The following is a 16,061-nucleotide window of genomic DNA, read 5'->3' on the forward strand; positions in this document are numbered from 1 at the left end:
CTCTTAAGCATGATTCGCGTCTGGATATTCGCGCATAAAGCGCTCCACATCCTCAACCATCGCGTCGTTGCCGACAAAGAACGGGCAACGCTGATGCAGCGCTTCCGGCTGCAGATCAAGGATCCGGTTTTTACCGTCGCTGGCTTTACCGCCCGCCTGCTCGGCAAGGAAGGCCATTGGGTTGCACTCATACAACAGACGCAGCTTACCGCTGGGGTGGCTCGCAGTGCTGGGATAAAGATAGATGCCGCCCTTTAGCAGGTTACGGTGGAAATCCGCCACTAAAGAGCCGATATAACGCGAGGTGTAAGGACGATGGGTCGCTTTATCCTCTTCCTGACAGAATTTCAGGTATTTCTTCACGCCCTGCGGGAAACGAATATAGTTGCCTTCGTTAATGGAGTAGGTGTAGCCCTGCTTCGGGAACGTCATACGTTCCTGACTCAGACAAAATACGCCCAGCGAAGGATCGTAAGTAAAGGCATGTACGCCGCAGCCAGTGGTATAAACCAGCATGGTTGAGGAGCCGTAAACGACATAACCGGCAGCGACCTGCTTATTGCCCGGCTGCATAAAGTCCGCTTCGGTCACTGGCGTACCGGGCGGCGTCACGCGGCGGTAGATAGAAAAAATCGTACCGACAGAAACGTTTACATCGATATTCGACGAGCCATCCAGCGGGTCCATTAAAACGACATACTTACCGTTTTCCACACCTTCAAAGATGACAATTTCGTCTTCTTCTTCAGACGCGATGCCGGCAACGATGCCGCGCGCTTTCAACGCCGCCTTGAGTTTTTCATTGGCAAACAGATCGAGCTTCATCTGTTGTTCGCCCTGAACGTTTTCAACGCCGCTGGCGCCCAGAATATCAACCAGCCCGGCTTTATTAATATCACGATGGATAATTTTAGCGCCGAGCTTAATAGCGGAGATCAGCGCCGTCAGTTCACCTGTGGCATGCGGAAAGTCGTGTTGCTTCTCGACGATAAATTCGCCTAATGTTTTCATAACACAATCCCTGAATCTACGTTGGAGTCGCAGCATAGGGTACAAAGCTGCAACGTATGCCATCGCAGTTTAACGGAATGAACTATAAAGGCCATAGGTCAAATCCGTTTCTTCCCGCGCCGCTCGGCGCTACACTGTGCCTCGAAACTTTTTCGAAAACGGACCTTTTATGCGTATTCATATCCTTGGTATCTGTGGCACTTTTATGGGCGGGCTGGCAATGCTGGCACGTGCGATGGGCCATGAAGTCACCGGCTCTGACGCCAACGTTTATCCGCCAATGAGCGTGCTGCTGGAGAATCAAGGCATTGATTTAATTCAGGGTTACGATGCCAGCCAGCTCGATCCCGCGCCCGATTTAGTGATTATCGGCAACGCGATGACGCGTGGTAACGCCTGCGTTGAAGCGGTGCTGGAGCGCAACATTCCCTATATGTCCGGGCCGCAGTGGCTGCATGATTTTGTCTTGCGCGACCGCTGGGTGATCGCCGTTGCGGGAACGCATGGAAAAACCACCACCGCGGGCATGACAGCGTGGATTTTACAGGCCTGCGGGCTGGAGCCGGGTTTTGTTATCGGTGGCGTGCCGGGAAATTTCTCAGTATCCGCAACTTTAGGAAAAAGCCCATTCTTCGTGATCGAGGCTGACGAATATGACTGCGCCTTTTTCGATAAGCGCTCCAAGTTTGTACACTATTGCCCGCGCACGCTTATTCTGAATAACCTTGAATTCGATCATGCCGATATTTTTGACGATCTGCGTGCTATTCAGAAGCAGTTCCATCATCTGGTTCGTATTGTGCCGGGCTCTGGCAAAATCCTGTTGCCGGAACACGATACCCACCTGAAACAGGTGATGGCGATGGGATGCTGGAGCGAGCAGGAAACGGTAGGAGAGAACGGTCGCTGGCAGGCGAAAAAACTGACGCCGGACGCCTCACGTTGGGAAGCCTGGCTGAATGGCGAACGCGTAGCGGAAGTGAACTGGTCGCTGGTGGGCGAACACAACATGCATAACGGTCTGATGGCCATTGCCGCCGCGCGCCACGTTGGCGTGAAGCCGGAAGATGCCGGACGCGCGCTGGATGAGTTTATCAACGCGCGCCGTCGTCTGGAGCTACGCGGCGAAGCCAACGGCGTTAAAGTCTATGACGACTTTGCCCATCATCCTACGGCGATTCTGGCGACGCTGGCCGCGCTGCGCAGCAAAGTTGGCGGCACCGCCCGTATCCTTGCCGTGCTGGAGCCGCGCTCTAATACCATGAAGCTTGGCGTCAGCAAAGAGGATCTCGCGCCTGCGCTGGGACGTGCCGATGAGGTATTTCTGTTCCAGCCGCATCATATTCCCTGGCAGGTCGCGGAAGTGGCGGATGCCTGTATCCAACCCGCTTTCTGGAGCGCCGATATTGATGCGCTGGTTGAATTAATTGCTAAACATGCGCATCCGGGCGATACCATCCTGGTTATGAGCAACGGCGGCTTTGGCGGTATTCATCAGAAACTGCTGGAACGTTTAGCGAAGTAACAGGACGTTACAAGCAAACCGCGCCGTTAGCGGCGCGGAACTCTTTGAAACAGCCGCCACCCGAACAGAACAAGTTGGTGGGCGATAATGGTCAGAACAATACTCATTATAAAGACCATGGTTGACCATGCGTCATCCGGATGTTCCATAGCAAAAAAATCGGCCATATAAAGTAAAAAGGCTCGGATTTTTTCAGTTACCGGGATCAAACTTATACAGGCGATCATCAGCAAGAGCAGAATAATAAAAAGAAGCGTTTTACAGAGGTAGCGAAAAATAAGGTTTATTATTTTACGTTTCTGCGCTGACATCGCTATCTTCCCTATATTGTTACTACATTAATGTAGCCGTATGCGTGTAGTCCCGTAGTGTTAATCGGAACGGTGCTGGTGTTAAGAAGGGCATTTCGTAACATCATAAAATCAGAATGATGTTGAAAAGTGATACAGCCCTTAGGTGTTTGTGAAGGGCCAAGAGGATGCAGCCGAAAGAGCCCGCGTTTAACCCCGCTAACCCAGGTAAAGTCGTCAATGTTTGTGTCATCGCGATACAGGGCAAACCATTCGTTGTGATTTAACGAATGCTTCATCATAAAAGTCATATTATCTTTTATGCTTAGCCATAGTTGTCCTAATTTACCGCCACGCGGCCGATCCACAATCCAATATTTTCCCGGAGGCAAAGGGCCTTTATCAGGCACGCTTATACAACTACTCTGGTTGCGACAGTTTTGATCGCCGGAGAACGCCATAAAAGTCCCAACACCGTACATAATAAGCGGTGCAAACTGCGCCTCATTAATAACAAACTTTCCATACAGCGCCATAAAATTCCCTTTTTATAATTAATCCGCTTTCTTAAGCTACCGCGCTGCCCCGGTATGTAAATTACCGCTTGGGAAACGCATGTTTAATCTGGCGTTATTAAGTGCGTGAAAGCGTGGCGGGGTAGGGCAGCGGGAAGCCAGCGCTACGCTCAGAGAGAAAGAGCGTAGCGCCGTTACTGCGGGGTCGATAACTTAAGCTGTTTCGGCCAGTTCGCGCAGATACTGGAAGATCTGACGATACGATTTCGGCGGCTTGTTGGCGGCCTTCTCTTTTTGCGCGTTGCGGATCATGCTACGCAGCTGTTGGCGATCGGCGTGTGGATAGAGACTCAGCACTTCAGGCATCGCGTCATCGCCCTGTTCCACCAGACGATCGCGCATCGCTTCCAGTTTATGAAACAGCGCAACCTGCTGGTTATGCCGGTTTTTCAGCTTATCCAGCGCCTGGTAGATCGGATCGGGATCGCGCGCGCGCAGCAGCTTGCCAATCAGCTGCAGCTGACGGCGGCGGCCCTCTTTCTTGATGCGCTGCGCCAGCTCTATCGCGTCGCGTAGCTCCTCGTCCAGCGGCAGGCGATCGAGAGCGTTTTTCCCTAAATCGACCATCTCCGCACCGAGTCGCTTCAGCTCCTCGGCATCACGTTTAATCTCACTCTTACTGACCCAGATAATCTCTTCATCTTCTTCTTCTTGATTATCCGGTACGTCGTCGAGCCACTCTTCGGGGTGTTTCGTCATTATCAGGCTCCTGAAAAAGAGGCTAATGCTAACAGGTTACGCGGCTACTGCGAAATTGTTCTCTGACTCTGTTAGACTCCAGATAAGGATACAACTCGCGCGTTGCCTTGCAATGGCTGGCTGCCAGCGCGGGCAGACCGTACTCATCATATTATGGTAGATCAATGAAAATACTCACTCAGGTTGCAGAACAACGTAAAGTGCTGGAGCAGGCAGTAGCCCAGGCGCTGGAGCTGGCGAAAGCAGGTACCGACGGCGCTGAGGTAGCGGTCAGTAAAACCACGGGTATTGGCGTCAGTACCCGTTATGGTGAGGTAGAAAACGTTGAGTTTAACAGCGATGGTGCGCTGGGTATTACCGTCTACTATCAAAACCGCAAGGGCAGCGCCTCTTCTACCGATCTTAGCCCCGACGCGATCAAACGCACCGTGCAGGCGGCGGTTGATATTGCCCGTTACACTTCACCCGATCCGTATGCCGGCATGGCCGATCGCGAGCTGCTGGCCTTTGAGGCGCCGGATCTCGATCTTTTCCATCCGTGGGAGATCGATCCTGACAAAGCGATCGAACTGGCGGCGCGTGCGGAGCAGGCTTCGCTGCAGGCGGATAAGCGCATTACCAATACCGAAGGCGGCAGCTTCAACAGTCACGTCGGGATCAAAGTTTTTGGCAACAGCCACGGCATGCTGCAAAGCTATTGCTCCAGCCGACATTCGCTCTCCAGCTGCGTGATCGCGGAAGCGGAAGGCGATATGGAACGTGATTACGCCTATACTATTGGCCGCGCCTTAGACGATCTTCAGTCGCCGGAGTGGGTTGGGCAAGAATGCGCGCGCCGTACGCTGTCGCGCCTGGCGCCGCGTAAGCTGCCGACAATGAAAGCGCCGGTAATTTTTGCGGCGGAAGTGGCGACCGGCCTGTTTGGGCATCTGGTCGGCGCGATCAGCGGCAGCAGCGTTTATCGTAAATCAACGTTCCTGCTGGATGCGCTGGGCACCCAGATCCTGCCGGAATGGTTAACTATTGAAGAACAGCCGCACCTGTTAAAAGGGTTGGCTTCCACACCGTTCGATAGCGAAGGCGTGCGTACTCAGGATCGTGAAATTGTGAAGGCTGGCGTGCTGCAAACCTGGCTGCTGACCAGCTACGCCGCGCGTAAGCTGGGGCTGCAAAGCACCGGTCATGCGGGCGGCATACATAACTGGCGTATCGCCGGCCAGGGCAGCAGCTTTGACGACCTGCTCAAACAAATGGGCAAGGGCCTGGTCGTTACTGAGCTTATGGGACAAGGCGTAAGCGGCATCACCGGCGACTATTCACGCGGCGCGGCGGGATTCTGGGTCGAAAACGGCGAAATCCAGTATCCGGTAAGCGAAATCACCATTGCCGGCAACCTGAAAGATATGTGGCGTAATATTGTGACCGTTGGCAACGATATTGAAACGCGCAGTAATATTCAGTGCGGCTCCGTACTACTGCCGGAAATGAGCATCGCCGGGCAATAATGGCTAATTATAAAAAACGGGCACAATAGCGTGCCCGATTCTTTTATTGCTCCCGGTAAGCATTCTAATTATTCAACTTGTTAACTAATAATGAACCGCGTTTAAACATTTACCGCCAACGTTATTCATATCTTTTCCTTATTCCTGAAAAAATAGCCTTTTTCTTTCTGTGCCGCTTCCCCTGTTTATTCCTGCTTTTTGCGTAAATGCGCGTTATTCTCTGCATGAAAGGGGTTTCTTTTGCCCTTATTTCGCACAAAATAATCTTTTTGCGACCTTGCGCACCTGATGCGCTGTTATTTCCACTTTGAGGCGGAAAAAGTCGGACTACAAACCCGCAGAGGATAGCGCTACTTTGTTTTCAACGCGAAACAAATGGAAATTCAGGTAATCAGGAGTGGGAAAGGTGAATAACAGTGCGGTGCAAAAGCCGGCCAGCGATACAGAAATTGATGCGCTGGCCGAACGGGTAAAGAAACAAATAGACCAGCTCTTTATCGCGGAGGCTATTTATCCCAATGAGGTACAGCAACAAATGTTGGCCTCTCACGTACGCGCTATGGCGCTGCGCTCATTAACCGGTGAGCCGCTGCCGGAAGTTGAAGCCGAACTGTTTGAGGATATTTCTCCTGAATCAATGCGTCTGGCACAGCAGGTGGTCGATCTGTTCGGCAACCTGCCGCGCGAAGAAGCATGGCTGCTTTCGGTCCACTTTGAAGTGGCGAAATCCAATTAAACAACGGCAGGCCGAGGCCCGCCAGCAGTTAGCAACCCCAAAAGAAGGAACGCAATATGGTAACCGTAGTTATTGGCGATCGTTTAGGTAAAGGACAAAAAGTTGCGGCCGGGATCGAAAAAGCGGGCGGGCGCGCGGTAGTGGTGCCTGGCGTCGCGGCGGATATGAAACTTGGCGATGTGATGAAGGCGGAAAATGCCGATTTCGGCATCTCTTTCTGCGGCAGCGGCGGTGCGGGCGCGATCACGGCGCAAAACAAATATGGCTATAAGGCCAAACACGGTATGCGCTCTATTGATGAAGGCGTGACTGCTATTAACGAAGGCGCCAACGTGCTGGGGTTTGGCTTTATGGATAAAGAGGAGTTGGGCGAGAAGCTGGTGCTGGCCTGGAATAAAAAGTACGGCAGCTAAACATGAAACAGCAATTCACCACTTCGGTTCTGGTCAGCGGCAAAGGCGATACGCAAAGCAGAGCCTTTGCCGATGCGCTTAGCCACGTGCAGCACAAGGTGCTGCAGTCCACCCAGAAAGTTTTGCTGCGCATCGAGCCACAGGACGTAAAAGTTGTCCGTGCGCAGCAGAGCGTCAGAAAAGAAAAGTTTCTGTTCTTCTTTCTGCCGCGTGAGCGACGGAGTTACAGCGTGGAGCTGGAAATTACCGTTAACGTGACCGTGATTGATACCGACAAGGTGGAATTTACGATCGCACAATAAAAACGTTAGGCGATAAGACATAAGGAAAGACTGATGTTTTTAATTATTTTGCTTAAGTCGCTGGTGATTGGGGGGCTGGTCGGCGTGGGCGTCGGCGCAGGTGCCGCGCGTATGTTCCATGCGCCAACCTCTCAAGGCATGGGCGCATTTCGTACACTGGGCGAACTTAACTCCTGTGAAGGCGATCCCGCCTCTCACTTCTCCTTTGGCCTCGGCTTCTTCTTTAACGCATGGGCTTCCTCCGTGGCAGCCGGTTCTTTTACTCAGGATGTTGACCACCGCATTATCCCTAACTGGGGCGCGGCAGCGTTGATGATCAAAAACCGCAACGTCGCCGAAACGCTGCACGATCCGAAAAAAATGGCGATTGCCTGCGGCATCATCGGCATGTTTGTGGTGGCCTTCCTGAATTCAACCGCTTCGGCGGTGCCTGAAGCGCTACAGGTGACGGCGGTCAAGGTATTGGTTCCGGCAGCCAATCTGCTGGTTAACACGGTAATGCCGGTAATTTTCTGGCTGGCGGCGATTGACGCCGGTAAAAAATCAGGCTTTTGGGCCACGATTTTCGGCGGCCTGGCGCAGCTGATTATGGGCAACGCCGTACCGGGCCTGGTGCTGGGCATCCTGATTGGTAAAGGCGTGGAAGAAAGCGGCTGGAACAAAGTCACCAAAGTCATGATGGTCTCGATTGTTCTGCTGTTTGTGCTGAGCGGTTTCTTCCGCGGTTTCGATATGAAACTACTGGAATCGTTCCAGATGGGCGTGCCGGGCTGGCTTGAGATGATCCATAACGGCCTGAGCGGAAAATAACCGGGAGCATACGATGAACGAGACTAAAAGTGGATTTTGGTACGCCGACTGGTCATTCCCGATCTTTGTTGGCCTGCTTTCCGCCGGCGTATTCGCCGGTACCCATATGTATTACCTGTACGGCATCGGCGCCTTTAACGAAGTCGCCTTTGTTTCCATGCTGCGTGCCGGCATGGAAACCGGCGCGTACGGCGCGGTTGCCGCCTTTGGCGCCAGCTTTCTGTTCGCCCGCATTATTGAAGGCTCGCTGGTCGGCATTCTGGATATTGGCGGCGCCATTCAGACCGGCGTCGGGCTGGGCGTTCCGGCGCTGCTGCTCGGTGCGGGCATCATCTTTCCCGTGGCTAACTTTGCCGCCTCGCTGGCTACCGGCCTGATTATCGGCCTGGCGATTGGCTACGTCATTATTCTGGCGCGTAAATTTACTATCAACCAGAGCGATTCCACCTATGGCGCAGACGTCATGATGGGAGCAGGTAATACCTCCGGACGCTTTCTGGGGCCGTTAATCATCCTGTCCGCGATGGGCGCGTCTATTCCAATCGGTCTTGGCTCGCTGGCCGGCGCGCTGCTGTTTTACCTGTGGAATAAACCGATCACCGGCGGCGCGATTCTTGGCGCAATGGTGCTGGGCGCTATTTTCCCGGTAGCGCTGTAAACCACAGCGGGCTTGCCGCTCTGGCAGGCCCGCCAGAAGGAGTTCTCATGTTCGATCTGATTATTCGCCGCGCCCGGCTGGTTGATGAACGGCTGGTCGATATCGCCATTCAGGATGGAAAAATCGTTGCCGTTGGTCAGGTATCAGGAGAAGCAAAAGATGAACGGCTGCTGGACGGCACCGTTTATCTCAGCGCCGGCTGGATTGATTCGCACGTTCACTGCTATCCCAAATCGCCGATTTATCACGATGAGGCGGACAAAATTGGCGTCGCGACCGGCGTGACCACCGTCGTCGATGCCGGCAGTACCGGCGCGGCTGACGTCGATGATCTCTGGCAGCTGACGCGTAAGGCGCAAACGCAGGTCTATGCGCTGCTTAATATCGCCCGTACCGGTATCGTCACGCAAAATGAGTTGGCCGACCTGAAGCAGATAGATAAGCCTGCCGTGCGCGCTGCGCTGCAGCGTCTGCCGGGTTTTATCATCGGTATTAAGGCGCGGATCAGCAGCAGCGTGGTGGGGGGAAATGGCATCCGGCCGCTGCAGCTGGCAAAAGAGATCCAGCAGGAAAACGGCGGCCTGCCGCTGATGGTGCACATCGGCAATAATCCGCCGAATCTGGATGAAATCGCCGAACAGCTTACCGCTGGCGATATTATAACCCACTGCTATAACGGCAAGCCGAACCGTATTTTGACGCCGGAAGGCGAGCTGCGACTGGCGGTGAAAAAAGCGCTGCAGCGCGGAGTACGTCTGGACGTCGGCCACGGCAGCGCCAGCTTCAGCTTTGAGGTTGCGCGTCGCGCCATCGCCCAGGGCATTCTGCCCGATACCATCAGCTCCGATATTTATTGCCGTAACCGCATTGATGGTCCGGTGAAGAGCCTGGCACACGTTATGTCGAAGTTCTTCAGCATCGGCATGACGCTGCCGCAGATTATCGACTGCGTCACCTGGAAAGCGGCGGACGGTCTGCGCCTGCAGCATAAAGGGCGGCTGGAGCCGGGCTTTGATGCCGATCTTACCCTCTTTACGCTTAGCAATGAGGTACGCCCGCTGCTGGATTCAGAAGGTGAAACCGTACAGGGCCAGCAGCATTTTATCCCGCTGGCGGCGGTCGTTGCCGGACAGTGGAAGGTTACCGAGGAAGGGAAAGCAAAAAATGTCTTCGATTTATGAAAAATATAGTCTGAAACAGGTGATCAACGCCTCCGGGCGCATGACGATCCTTGGCGTTTCTACGCCATCGGCAGACGTGGTGGATACGGTGAAATATGGCCTGAACCACTATTTTGAAATGAAAGATCTGGTAGATAAAACCGGCGCCTATATAGCTAATCTGCTCGGCGCGGAAAATGCGCTGGTGGTCTCCTGCGCTTCCGCAGGCATCGCCCAGTCGGTGGCGGCGGTGATTGTTAAAGATAACGCCTGGCTGCTGGATAATTTACACGGCGCGCCGCTGACGGTGCCGCACGATATTGTGTTGCCTAAAGGGCATAACGTTAATTTTGGCGCGCCGGTGGGCACCATGGTTACGCTGGGCGGCGGTCGTCTGGTGGAGGCGGGATACGCCAATGAATGCTCCGCCGAGCAGCTATCTGCGGCGATTACGCCGCAAACGGCGGCCATTCTGTATATCAAATCGCATCACTGCGTACAAAAAAGCCATCTGAGCGTTGAGCAGGCGGCCGTCGTGGCGCGGAAACATAATGTCCCGCTAATTGTTGATGCCGCAGCGGAAGAAGATTTGCAGCGCTACTACCAGTGCGGCGCCGATCTGGTGATCTATAGCGGCGCTAAAGCGATCGAAGGGCCGACCAGCGGGCTGGTGGTGGGAAAACATCAATACGTCGAGTGGGTTAAGCGTCAGTCGTCGGGCATTGGCCGGGCGATGAAAGTCGGGAAAGAGGGCATTCTTGGCCTGACGCAGGCTATTGAAAACTATCTGACGCGGGAAAAAGAGAGCGGCGCGCAGATGGTAGAAAAAATGACGCCCTTTATCAACAGCCTGAACGGGCTGGATGGCGTTAGCGCACGCGTCGTGTGGGACGCCGCCGGGCGCGATATTGCCCGTGCGGAGATTCATTTTGACGAGGCGGCCATCGGTCAGACTACCGGCGAGCTGGTACAGGCGCTGAAAAACGGCGCGGTCGCGATCTACTTCCGTGGCTACAAGGCCAATGAAGGCATCGTCGAGGCTGACGTGCGCAGCGTAACGCCGGAGCAGCTGAACACCATTTTCCTTAGCATTAAGGCTTTACTCACAGGAGAGAAACAAGCATGACGCTGACGCCTAATTTTTATCATCACCGGGTTTGCCTGAATGTTCTGGCAGGATCAAAAGATAACGCGCAGGCCATTTGGCAGGCGGCTGAAGGCCATGTGCTGGTTGGCGTGTTATCGAAAAACTACGCCAGCGTGGAGAGCGCCGTCGACGATATGCGCCAGTATGCCGCGCTGATTGATAACGCGCTTTCCGTTGGGCTGGGAGCGGGCGATCCGCGTCAGTCGGCGATGGTTAGCGAGATTTCCCGTGAGGTACAGCCGCAGCACGTTAATCAGGTATTTACCGGCGTAGCCACCAGCCGCGCCCTGCTGGGACAGCAGCAAACCGTGGTCAACGGCCTGGTATCGCCTACCGGTACGCCAGGCAAAGTAAAAATCTCCACCGGACCGCTAAGCGCCCAGGCGGCAGATGCCATCGTGCCGGTCGAAACCGCCATCGCCATGCTGAAAGATATGGGCGGCAGCTCGATTAAATATTTCCCAATGGGCGGCCTGAAGGCGAGAGATGAGTTTACCGCGGTTGCGCAGGCCTGTGCCGAGCACGATTTCTGGCTGGAGCCGACCGGCGGCATCGATCTGGACAACTATGAGGCGATTTTACAGATTGCGCTGGACGCGGGCGTCAGCAAAATCATTCCGCATATCTACAGCTCTATTATCGATAAAGCCTCTGGCGATACGCGGCCTGAAGATGTCAGGACGCTGCTGGCGATAACGAAAAAGCTGTTGGGCTAACGCCCCGGCAGAGGCGGCGTAACGGTACTATAATCCGGGATAAAATTATGCGAAAACATTTGATTACCGCGTTATCTATGGCATTGTTTGGCGTTGCGCCGCTGGCTACGGCAGCTCCTTATGCGTTTGTAGGAACCTATCAGCCGCACGGCGAGGGCGTGTATCGTTTCAGGATTGCGCCGGACGGCGCTCTGAGCGACAAAACCCAGGTGAGCCAGCTGCATAACGCCGCACAGCTCACGGCTAACGCACAGAAAAAAGTGCTGTACGCCGCCAGCGAAAGCGATCCAGGGATTATCGTGGCCTATCGCCTGGCGGAGGATGGCAGCCTGACAGAAATTAATCAGGTGAGCTCAGCAGGCAGCGGTCCGGTTTATCTCACGCTGACGCCGGACGGCAGACATTTGCTGGTGGCTAACTATGTTAGCGGTTCTGTTGCCGTACTGCCGGTACGCGCGGACGGCGGGCTGGAGCAGGCCAGCGACCATCAGCAGCATCAGGGCACGCCTGGCGCCGCACAGCCGCAGGCCGCCGTTGAGGGCAGCTTTGCCAGCAGCGACCATGATGGGCCGCATGCCCACATGATCGCCAGCGATCCGCACGGGCGCTACGTATTCAGCACCGACTTAGGGTTAGATCGAATTTATCAGTATCGGCTAAGCGAGCAGGGCAAGCTGATGCCGAATACGCCGCCGTGGCTGGCCGCTTCCTCTGCGGGCGCGGGTCCGCGACACTTTGTCTTTACGCCGGATGGCAAAGCGCTTTATTTGATAAATGAAGAGGCGTCGACCCTTACCCATTATCGGCTTGATACGCAGCACGGCACGCTGACCGAGGGCGCGACGGTATCGTCTTTACCGCCGGGCTATAAAGGCACCAGCTTTGCCGCCGGTCTGGCGATAGACCAGCGCGGCAAGCATCTGTATGTGCTTAACCGCCTGCATAACAGCATTGGGCATTTCCGGATTGAGCCGAACGGGACGCTGACGCCGATCGAAAATGTCTGGACGCGCGGTGACTACCCGCGCACGCTGACGCTGTCAGAGGATGGCAAAACGCTTTATGTGCTAAATCAGCGTAGCGATAATATTACGCGTTTTTATATTGACAGCGACAGCGGGAAGCTGCGTTTTAGCGATGATTACACCGCAATTGGCGCGCCGTCACAGATGGTGATAATGCCATGATGATGAGATAATTTGCCGCGCCGATGCGCTGCCAACAGGGGAGAGCTGCCGTGAGATTTCCAAACCAGCGACTGGCTCAGTTATTTGATACGTTGCAAAAAGAGACGCTGCCGCAGGATGAGCTGGCGCGCCGTTTTGCGGTTTCCACGCGCACCGTGCGCACCGATATTAACATGCTTAACGAGATGCTGGCCGATCACGGCGCGCTGTTTGTACTCTGCCGCGGCGAAGGGTATCAGCTGCGTATTCTCGATCCGGCCCGCTATCAGCGCCTGACTCAGCAGTCGCCAGCTCATCTGCGTGTTCCCCGTACCTCGACGGAGCGTATTCATTATCTGCTGACGCGCTTTTTGACCTCGGCCTGGGCCATCAAGCTGGAAGATCTGGCGGAAGAGTGGTTTGTCAGCCGCGCCACGCTGCAAAGCGATATGGCGGAAGTCAGGGAGTGGCTCAACCGCTATCAGCTGACCATTGAGGCGCGCCCACGCTATGGTATGAAGCTGTTCGGCAGCGAAATGGCGATCCGCACCTGTCTGACCGATCTGCTGTATCAAATTGCTCAGGAAAATAGTGAAAACCCGCTGCTGCAGATGGAAGCGCTCAACAGCGGCATGCTGCTAACGCTTCAGCCGCTGCTGCTGCATTGCTTCGCGCGCTTTAATATTCGCATGACCGACGAAGGCGAGCTTTACCTGCGCCTTTACTGCGCGGTCGCGGTGCGCCGCATTAGCGAAGGCTATCCGCTTTCCGATTTCAGCGCCGACGAGGTGGACGGCGATGTTCAGGCGGCGGCTCGCCATATTATCAACCTGATGCGCCCGATTACCGGTAAGGTGATTGCGCCTGCGGAAGAGGCCTGGCTGCGCCTGAATATTGCCGCCCGGCGGGTAGAGGAGATAGCGCCCAGCGCGATCAGCGCCGACGACGGCGATTCGCTGGTGGACTATATCCTCAGCTATATCAACACCCACTACAACTATAACCTGCAGGACGACCAGCAGCTGCGCGCCGATCTGCTGACGCATATCAAAACCATGATTACCCGCGTCCGCTACCAGATAACCATTCCGAATCCGCTGTTGACCAATATCAAGCAGCACTATCCGATGGCGTATGACGTGACGCTGGCGGCGGTTTCCAGCTGGAGTAAATATACGCCGTACGTGATCAGTGAAAACGAGATCGGGTTTCTGGTGCTGCATATCGGCGTTGGGCTGGAGCGCCATTATAACGTGGGCTATCAGCGTCATCCTCAGGTGATGCTGGTATGCGATACCGGCAATTCAACCATACGCATGATCCAGGCAATGCTGCTGCGTAAGTATCCGCAAATCGTCGTGACGTGCATCATTTCGCTGCGTGAATATGAGATGCAGGAAAGCATTGAGGAGGATTTTGTTATCTCCACCGTCCGGCTCAGCGAGAAGGGCAAACCGGTGGTGGTGATGTCGCCTTTTCCTACCGACTATCAGCTGGAACAGCTGGGGAAACAGGTGCTGGTAGACCGTACCAAACCTTACATGCTGGAACGGTTTTTCGACGCGCGCCATTTTTGCATTATCGATCGGCCGATGGAGCAGGCGCAGCTGTTTCGTCTGCTGTGTCAGCAGCTGGAGCAGGAAGGCTTTGTGGACGAGACGTTTTATCCTTCGGTTGAGGAGCGCGAAGCGATTCTCAGCACCATGCTGGGGGAGGGGATTGCGCTGCCGCACTCGCTGGGGCTGCTGGCAAAAAAAGCGTGGTGTACACCGTGCTGGCGCCGCAGGGCATCGTCTGGGGCGAAGAAACCGCCTATGTCATTTTCCTGTTAGCCATCAGCAAAGATGACTATGAGGAAGCGATGGCGATCTACGATCTGTTTGTCACCTTTATGCGCGAGCGCGCCATGACGCGTCTGCGCGACAGCAGCGACTTCGCCAGCTTTAAAAGCGTGGCGCTGGATTGCCTGAGCCGCCTGTAAGATCCACGCATTGGTTCGCCGTCGCGCAAAGCAAAAACCCCGCCGAAGCGGGGTTTTATAAAGAGTGAAGCTGACCGGTAAGCCGGGTTCTGTCTTGGACAGTCATTCATCTAGGCCAGCAATCGCTCACTGGCTCAAGCAGCCTACCCGGGTTCAGTACGGGCCGTACCTTGTGAACCCCTATTTGGCCTTGCTCCGGGTGGAGTTTACCGTGCCACGAACTGTTGCCAGCCGCGCGGTGCGCTCTTACCGCACCCTTTCACCCTTACCTGTGCTCACGAATGAGCCATCGGCGGTTTGCTCTCTGTTGCACTGGTCGTAGGCTTGCGCCTCCCAGGCGTTACCTGGCACCCTGCCCTATGGAGCCCGGACTTTCCTCCCCTCTGCCCGTCTCCCCCGAAAGGGGACGGCGACAAAGCGGCGACTGTCTGGTCAGCTTCGGCGCGAAGTATAGAGGTTTTAAGCGCCGCTGTCACTCTTCGCTACTTCAACTGAACCAAAACAACATCGATTCCGTTTTTACGTAATCCCTCCAGGCTTTCCGCCGGGATCCCCTCATCAACGATAATCATATCGATGCGCTGTGTATCAATGATTTTATGCAGGCTTGAGCGGTTAAATTTCGTGGAATCGGTCACGACAATAATCCGTTCCGCCACTTCGCACATGCGGCGGTTGAGCCGCGCTTCGTCTTCATTGTGCGTGCTCACCCCGCGATCGAGATCGATAGCATCGACGCCGAGAAACAGCATATCGAAATGGTAGTTCTGCAAAGATTGCTCTGCGCGATCGCCGTAAAACGACAGGGACTGACGGCGCAGGTGGCCGCCGGTCATCAGCAGTTCCACGCCTTCGGCTTCCAGCAGCGCGTTGGCGACATTCATGCCGTTAGTCATGGCAATCACATCCGTATGCTGGCGCAGCAGGCAGGCAATTTCGTACGTTGTCGTGCCTGAGTCGAGAATGATACGGTGCCCCGGCTGAACCAGCGCCGCCGCCGCCTGCGCGATGCTACGCTTCACCGCGGTATTCAACGCGCTTTTATCCTCTACCGAAGGTTCGCTGCCCGGCGTATTGCTATCGCAAATCAGCGCGCCGCCGTAGGCGCGCACGGCGATGCCCTGTTTTTCAAGAAACGCCAGATCGTTACGGATAGTCACCGTCGAGACGCCGAACAGGGCGGACAGATCGTTAACCTGAACGCTTCCCTGCTGCCGCAGCCGCTGAATGATGTGCTCGCGCCTTTCGCTGGTACCGGGAACACGCTTTTCTGCGGAGGAGTCGCTGCTGCTCATAAAAAGGTCCTTTAATTAAAACTTTCGTTTCATTTCTTTTTACATATTAAGGCTTTTCTTCTACCGGAATGC

Annotated in this window: 16 protein-coding genes, 1 other RNA gene and 1 pseudogene; 12 read left to right on the forward strand and 6 right to left on the reverse strand. The window is 54.9% G+C overall.

Annotated features, from left to right (window positions below):
- Positions 1–3: 3 nt before the first annotated feature.
- Positions 4–1,011, reverse strand: a complete 1,008-nt coding sequence (fbp, locus tag COO59_RS07560) for a class 1 fructose-bisphosphatase (RefSeq protein ID WP_103059197.1) — start codon at positions 1,009–1,011, stop codon at positions 4–6.
- A 169-nt stretch (positions 1,012–1,180) separates the two neighbouring features.
- Between fbp and mpl the strand changes: the two genes are divergently transcribed.
- On the forward strand, positions 1,181–2,536 hold the full coding sequence (gene mpl, locus COO59_RS07565) for a UDP-N-acetylmuramate:L-alanyl-gamma-D-glutamyl-meso-diaminopimelate ligase (protein ID WP_103059198.1): 1,356 nt from the start codon (positions 1,181–1,183) through the stop codon (positions 2,534–2,536).
- Positions 2,537–2,562: 26 nt separating this feature from the next.
- Here the strand turns inward: mpl and COO59_RS07570 are convergent, their stop codons facing one another.
- From COO59_RS07570 to yjgA, 3 genes are all read right to left on the reverse strand, one after another.
- Positions 2,563–2,847: a hypothetical protein gene (locus tag COO59_RS07570; protein WP_103059199.1), complete on the reverse strand. Its 285-nt coding sequence runs from the start codon at positions 2,845–2,847 to the stop codon at positions 2,563–2,565.
- An 11-nt stretch (positions 2,848–2,858) separates the two neighbouring features.
- Positions 2,859–3,362, reverse strand: a complete 504-nt coding sequence (locus tag COO59_RS07575; protein WP_103059200.1) for a DUF2778 domain-containing protein — start codon at positions 3,360–3,362, stop codon at positions 2,859–2,861.
- Between the two features lie 192 nt (positions 3,363–3,554).
- A complete protein-coding gene (gene yjgA, locus COO59_RS07580; protein ID WP_103059201.1) occupies positions 3,555–4,100 on the reverse strand; it encodes a ribosome biogenesis factor YjgA in 546 nt (181 codons plus the stop codon).
- Positions 4,101–4,264: 164 nt separating this feature from the next.
- Between yjgA and pmbA the strand changes: the two genes are divergently transcribed.
- From pmbA to COO59_RS07635, 11 genes and pseudogenes are all read left to right on the forward strand, one after another.
- On the forward strand, positions 4,265–5,605 hold the full coding sequence (gene pmbA, locus COO59_RS07585; protein ID WP_103059202.1) for a metalloprotease PmbA: 1,341 nt from the start codon (positions 4,265–4,267) through the stop codon (positions 5,603–5,605).
- Between the two features lie 406 nt (positions 5,606–6,011).
- On the forward strand, positions 6,012–6,341 hold the full coding sequence (locus COO59_RS07590; protein ID WP_103059203.1) for a glycine dehydrogenase: 330 nt from the start codon (positions 6,012–6,014) through the stop codon (positions 6,339–6,341).
- Between the two features lie 56 nt (positions 6,342–6,397).
- A complete protein-coding gene (locus tag COO59_RS07595; protein ID WP_085069919.1) occupies positions 6,398–6,754 on the forward strand; it encodes an SFCGS family glycine-rich protein in 357 nt (118 codons plus the stop codon).
- Positions 6,755–6,756: 2 nt separating this feature from the next.
- Positions 6,757–7,056: a DUF4312 family protein gene (locus COO59_RS07600; RefSeq protein ID WP_103059204.1), complete on the forward strand. Its 300-nt coding sequence runs from the start codon at positions 6,757–6,759 to the stop codon at positions 7,054–7,056.
- A gap of 33 nt (positions 7,057–7,089) precedes the next feature.
- Positions 7,090–7,866 (forward strand): DUF4311 domain-containing protein, encoded by a 777-nt coding sequence (locus tag COO59_RS07605; protein WP_103059205.1) that lies wholly within the window; start codon positions 7,090–7,092, stop codon positions 7,864–7,866.
- Positions 7,867–7,879: 13 nt separating this feature from the next.
- Positions 7,880–8,524, forward strand: a complete 645-nt coding sequence (locus tag COO59_RS07610) for a DUF4310 family protein (protein WP_103059206.1) — start codon at positions 7,880–7,882, stop codon at positions 8,522–8,524.
- Positions 8,525–8,571: 47 nt separating this feature from the next.
- Entirely contained in the window at positions 8,572–9,705 is a 1,134-nt protein-coding gene (locus COO59_RS07615) for an amidohydrolase/deacetylase family metallohydrolase (protein WP_103059207.1), read from the forward strand.
- Positions 9,689–10,810, forward strand: coding sequence for a DgaE family pyridoxal phosphate-dependent ammonia lyase (locus COO59_RS07620; protein WP_103059208.1), 1,122 nt, complete (start codon positions 9,689–9,691; stop codon positions 10,808–10,810). The genes COO59_RS07615 and COO59_RS07620 overlap by 17 nt, the downstream gene beginning before the upstream one ends.
- Positions 10,807–11,547 carry a 2-dehydro-3-deoxy-phosphogluconate aldolase gene (dagF, locus tag COO59_RS07625; protein WP_103059209.1) on the forward strand — a complete coding sequence of 247 codons (741 nt, stop codon included), beginning with the start codon at positions 10,807–10,809 and terminating at the stop codon, positions 11,545–11,547. The genes COO59_RS07620 and dagF overlap by 4 nt, the downstream gene beginning before the upstream one ends.
- 47 nt (positions 11,548–11,594) lie before the next feature.
- Positions 11,595–12,734 carry a lactonase family protein gene (locus COO59_RS07630; RefSeq protein ID WP_103059210.1) on the forward strand — a complete coding sequence of 380 codons (1,140 nt, stop codon included), beginning with the start codon at positions 11,595–11,597 and terminating at the stop codon, positions 12,732–12,734.
- Between the two features lie 50 nt (positions 12,735–12,784).
- A pseudogene (locus COO59_RS07635) lies at positions 12,785–14,694 on the forward strand (BglG family transcription antiterminator).
- Positions 14,695–14,756: 62 nt separating this feature from the next.
- On the opposite strand, the gene rnpB reads toward COO59_RS07635, so the two are convergent.
- Together rnpB and COO59_RS07645 are read right to left on the reverse strand one after the other, a co-directional pair.
- Positions 14,757–15,134, reverse strand: an RNA gene (rnpB, locus tag COO59_RS07640) — RNase P RNA component class A.
- Positions 15,135–15,176: 42 nt separating this feature from the next.
- Entirely contained in the window at positions 15,177–15,989 is an 813-nt protein-coding gene (locus tag COO59_RS07645) for a DeoR family transcriptional regulator (protein ID WP_103059211.1), read from the reverse strand.
- Between the last annotated feature and the right edge of the window lie 72 nt (positions 15,990–16,061).

It is taken from the genome of Mixta theicola (assembly GCF_002895925.1).
Classification (GTDB): Bacteria; Pseudomonadota; Gammaproteobacteria; order Enterobacterales; family Enterobacteriaceae; genus Mixta; species Mixta theicola.

Excerpts from the sequence above, each read along its gene's own strand:
- fbp (WP_103059197.1), bottom strand. The coding sequence starts at position 1,011 with ATGAAAACATTAGGCGAATTTATCGTCGAGAAGCAACACGACTTTCCG.
- mpl (WP_103059198.1), top strand. The coding sequence starts at position 1,181 with ATGCGTATTCATATCCTTGGTATCTGTGGCACTTTTATGGGCGGGCTG.
- COO59_RS07570 (WP_103059199.1), bottom strand. The coding sequence starts at position 2,847 with ATGTCAGCGCAGAAACGTAAAATAATAAACCTTATTTTTCGCTACCTC.
- COO59_RS07575 (WP_103059200.1), bottom strand. The coding sequence starts at position 3,362 with ATGGCGCTGTATGGAAAGTTTGTTATTAATGAGGCGCAGTTTGCACCG.
- yjgA (WP_103059201.1), bottom strand. The coding sequence starts at position 4,100 with ATGACGAAACACCCCGAAGAGTGGCTCGACGACGTACCGGATAATCAA.
- pmbA (WP_103059202.1), top strand. The coding sequence starts at position 4,265 with ATGAAAATACTCACTCAGGTTGCAGAACAACGTAAAGTGCTGGAGCAG.
- COO59_RS07595 (WP_085069919.1), top strand. The coding sequence starts at position 6,398 with ATGGTAACCGTAGTTATTGGCGATCGTTTAGGTAAAGGACAAAAAGTT.
- COO59_RS07600 (WP_103059204.1), top strand. The coding sequence starts at position 6,757 with ATGAAACAGCAATTCACCACTTCGGTTCTGGTCAGCGGCAAAGGCGAT.
- COO59_RS07605 (WP_103059205.1), top strand. The coding sequence starts at position 7,090 with ATGTTTTTAATTATTTTGCTTAAGTCGCTGGTGATTGGGGGGCTGGTC.
- COO59_RS07610 (WP_103059206.1), top strand. The coding sequence starts at position 7,880 with ATGAACGAGACTAAAAGTGGATTTTGGTACGCCGACTGGTCATTCCCG.
- COO59_RS07615 (WP_103059207.1), top strand. The coding sequence starts at position 8,572 with ATGTTCGATCTGATTATTCGCCGCGCCCGGCTGGTTGATGAACGGCTG.
- COO59_RS07620 (WP_103059208.1), top strand. The coding sequence starts at position 9,689 with ATGTCTTCGATTTATGAAAAATATAGTCTGAAACAGGTGATCAACGCC.
- dagF (WP_103059209.1), top strand. The coding sequence starts at position 10,807 with ATGACGCTGACGCCTAATTTTTATCATCACCGGGTTTGCCTGAATGTT.
- COO59_RS07630 (WP_103059210.1), top strand. The coding sequence starts at position 11,595 with ATGCGAAAACATTTGATTACCGCGTTATCTATGGCATTGTTTGGCGTT.
- COO59_RS07645 (WP_103059211.1), bottom strand. The coding sequence starts at position 15,989 with ATGAGCAGCAGCGACTCCTCCGCAGAAAAGCGTGTTCCCGGTACCAGC.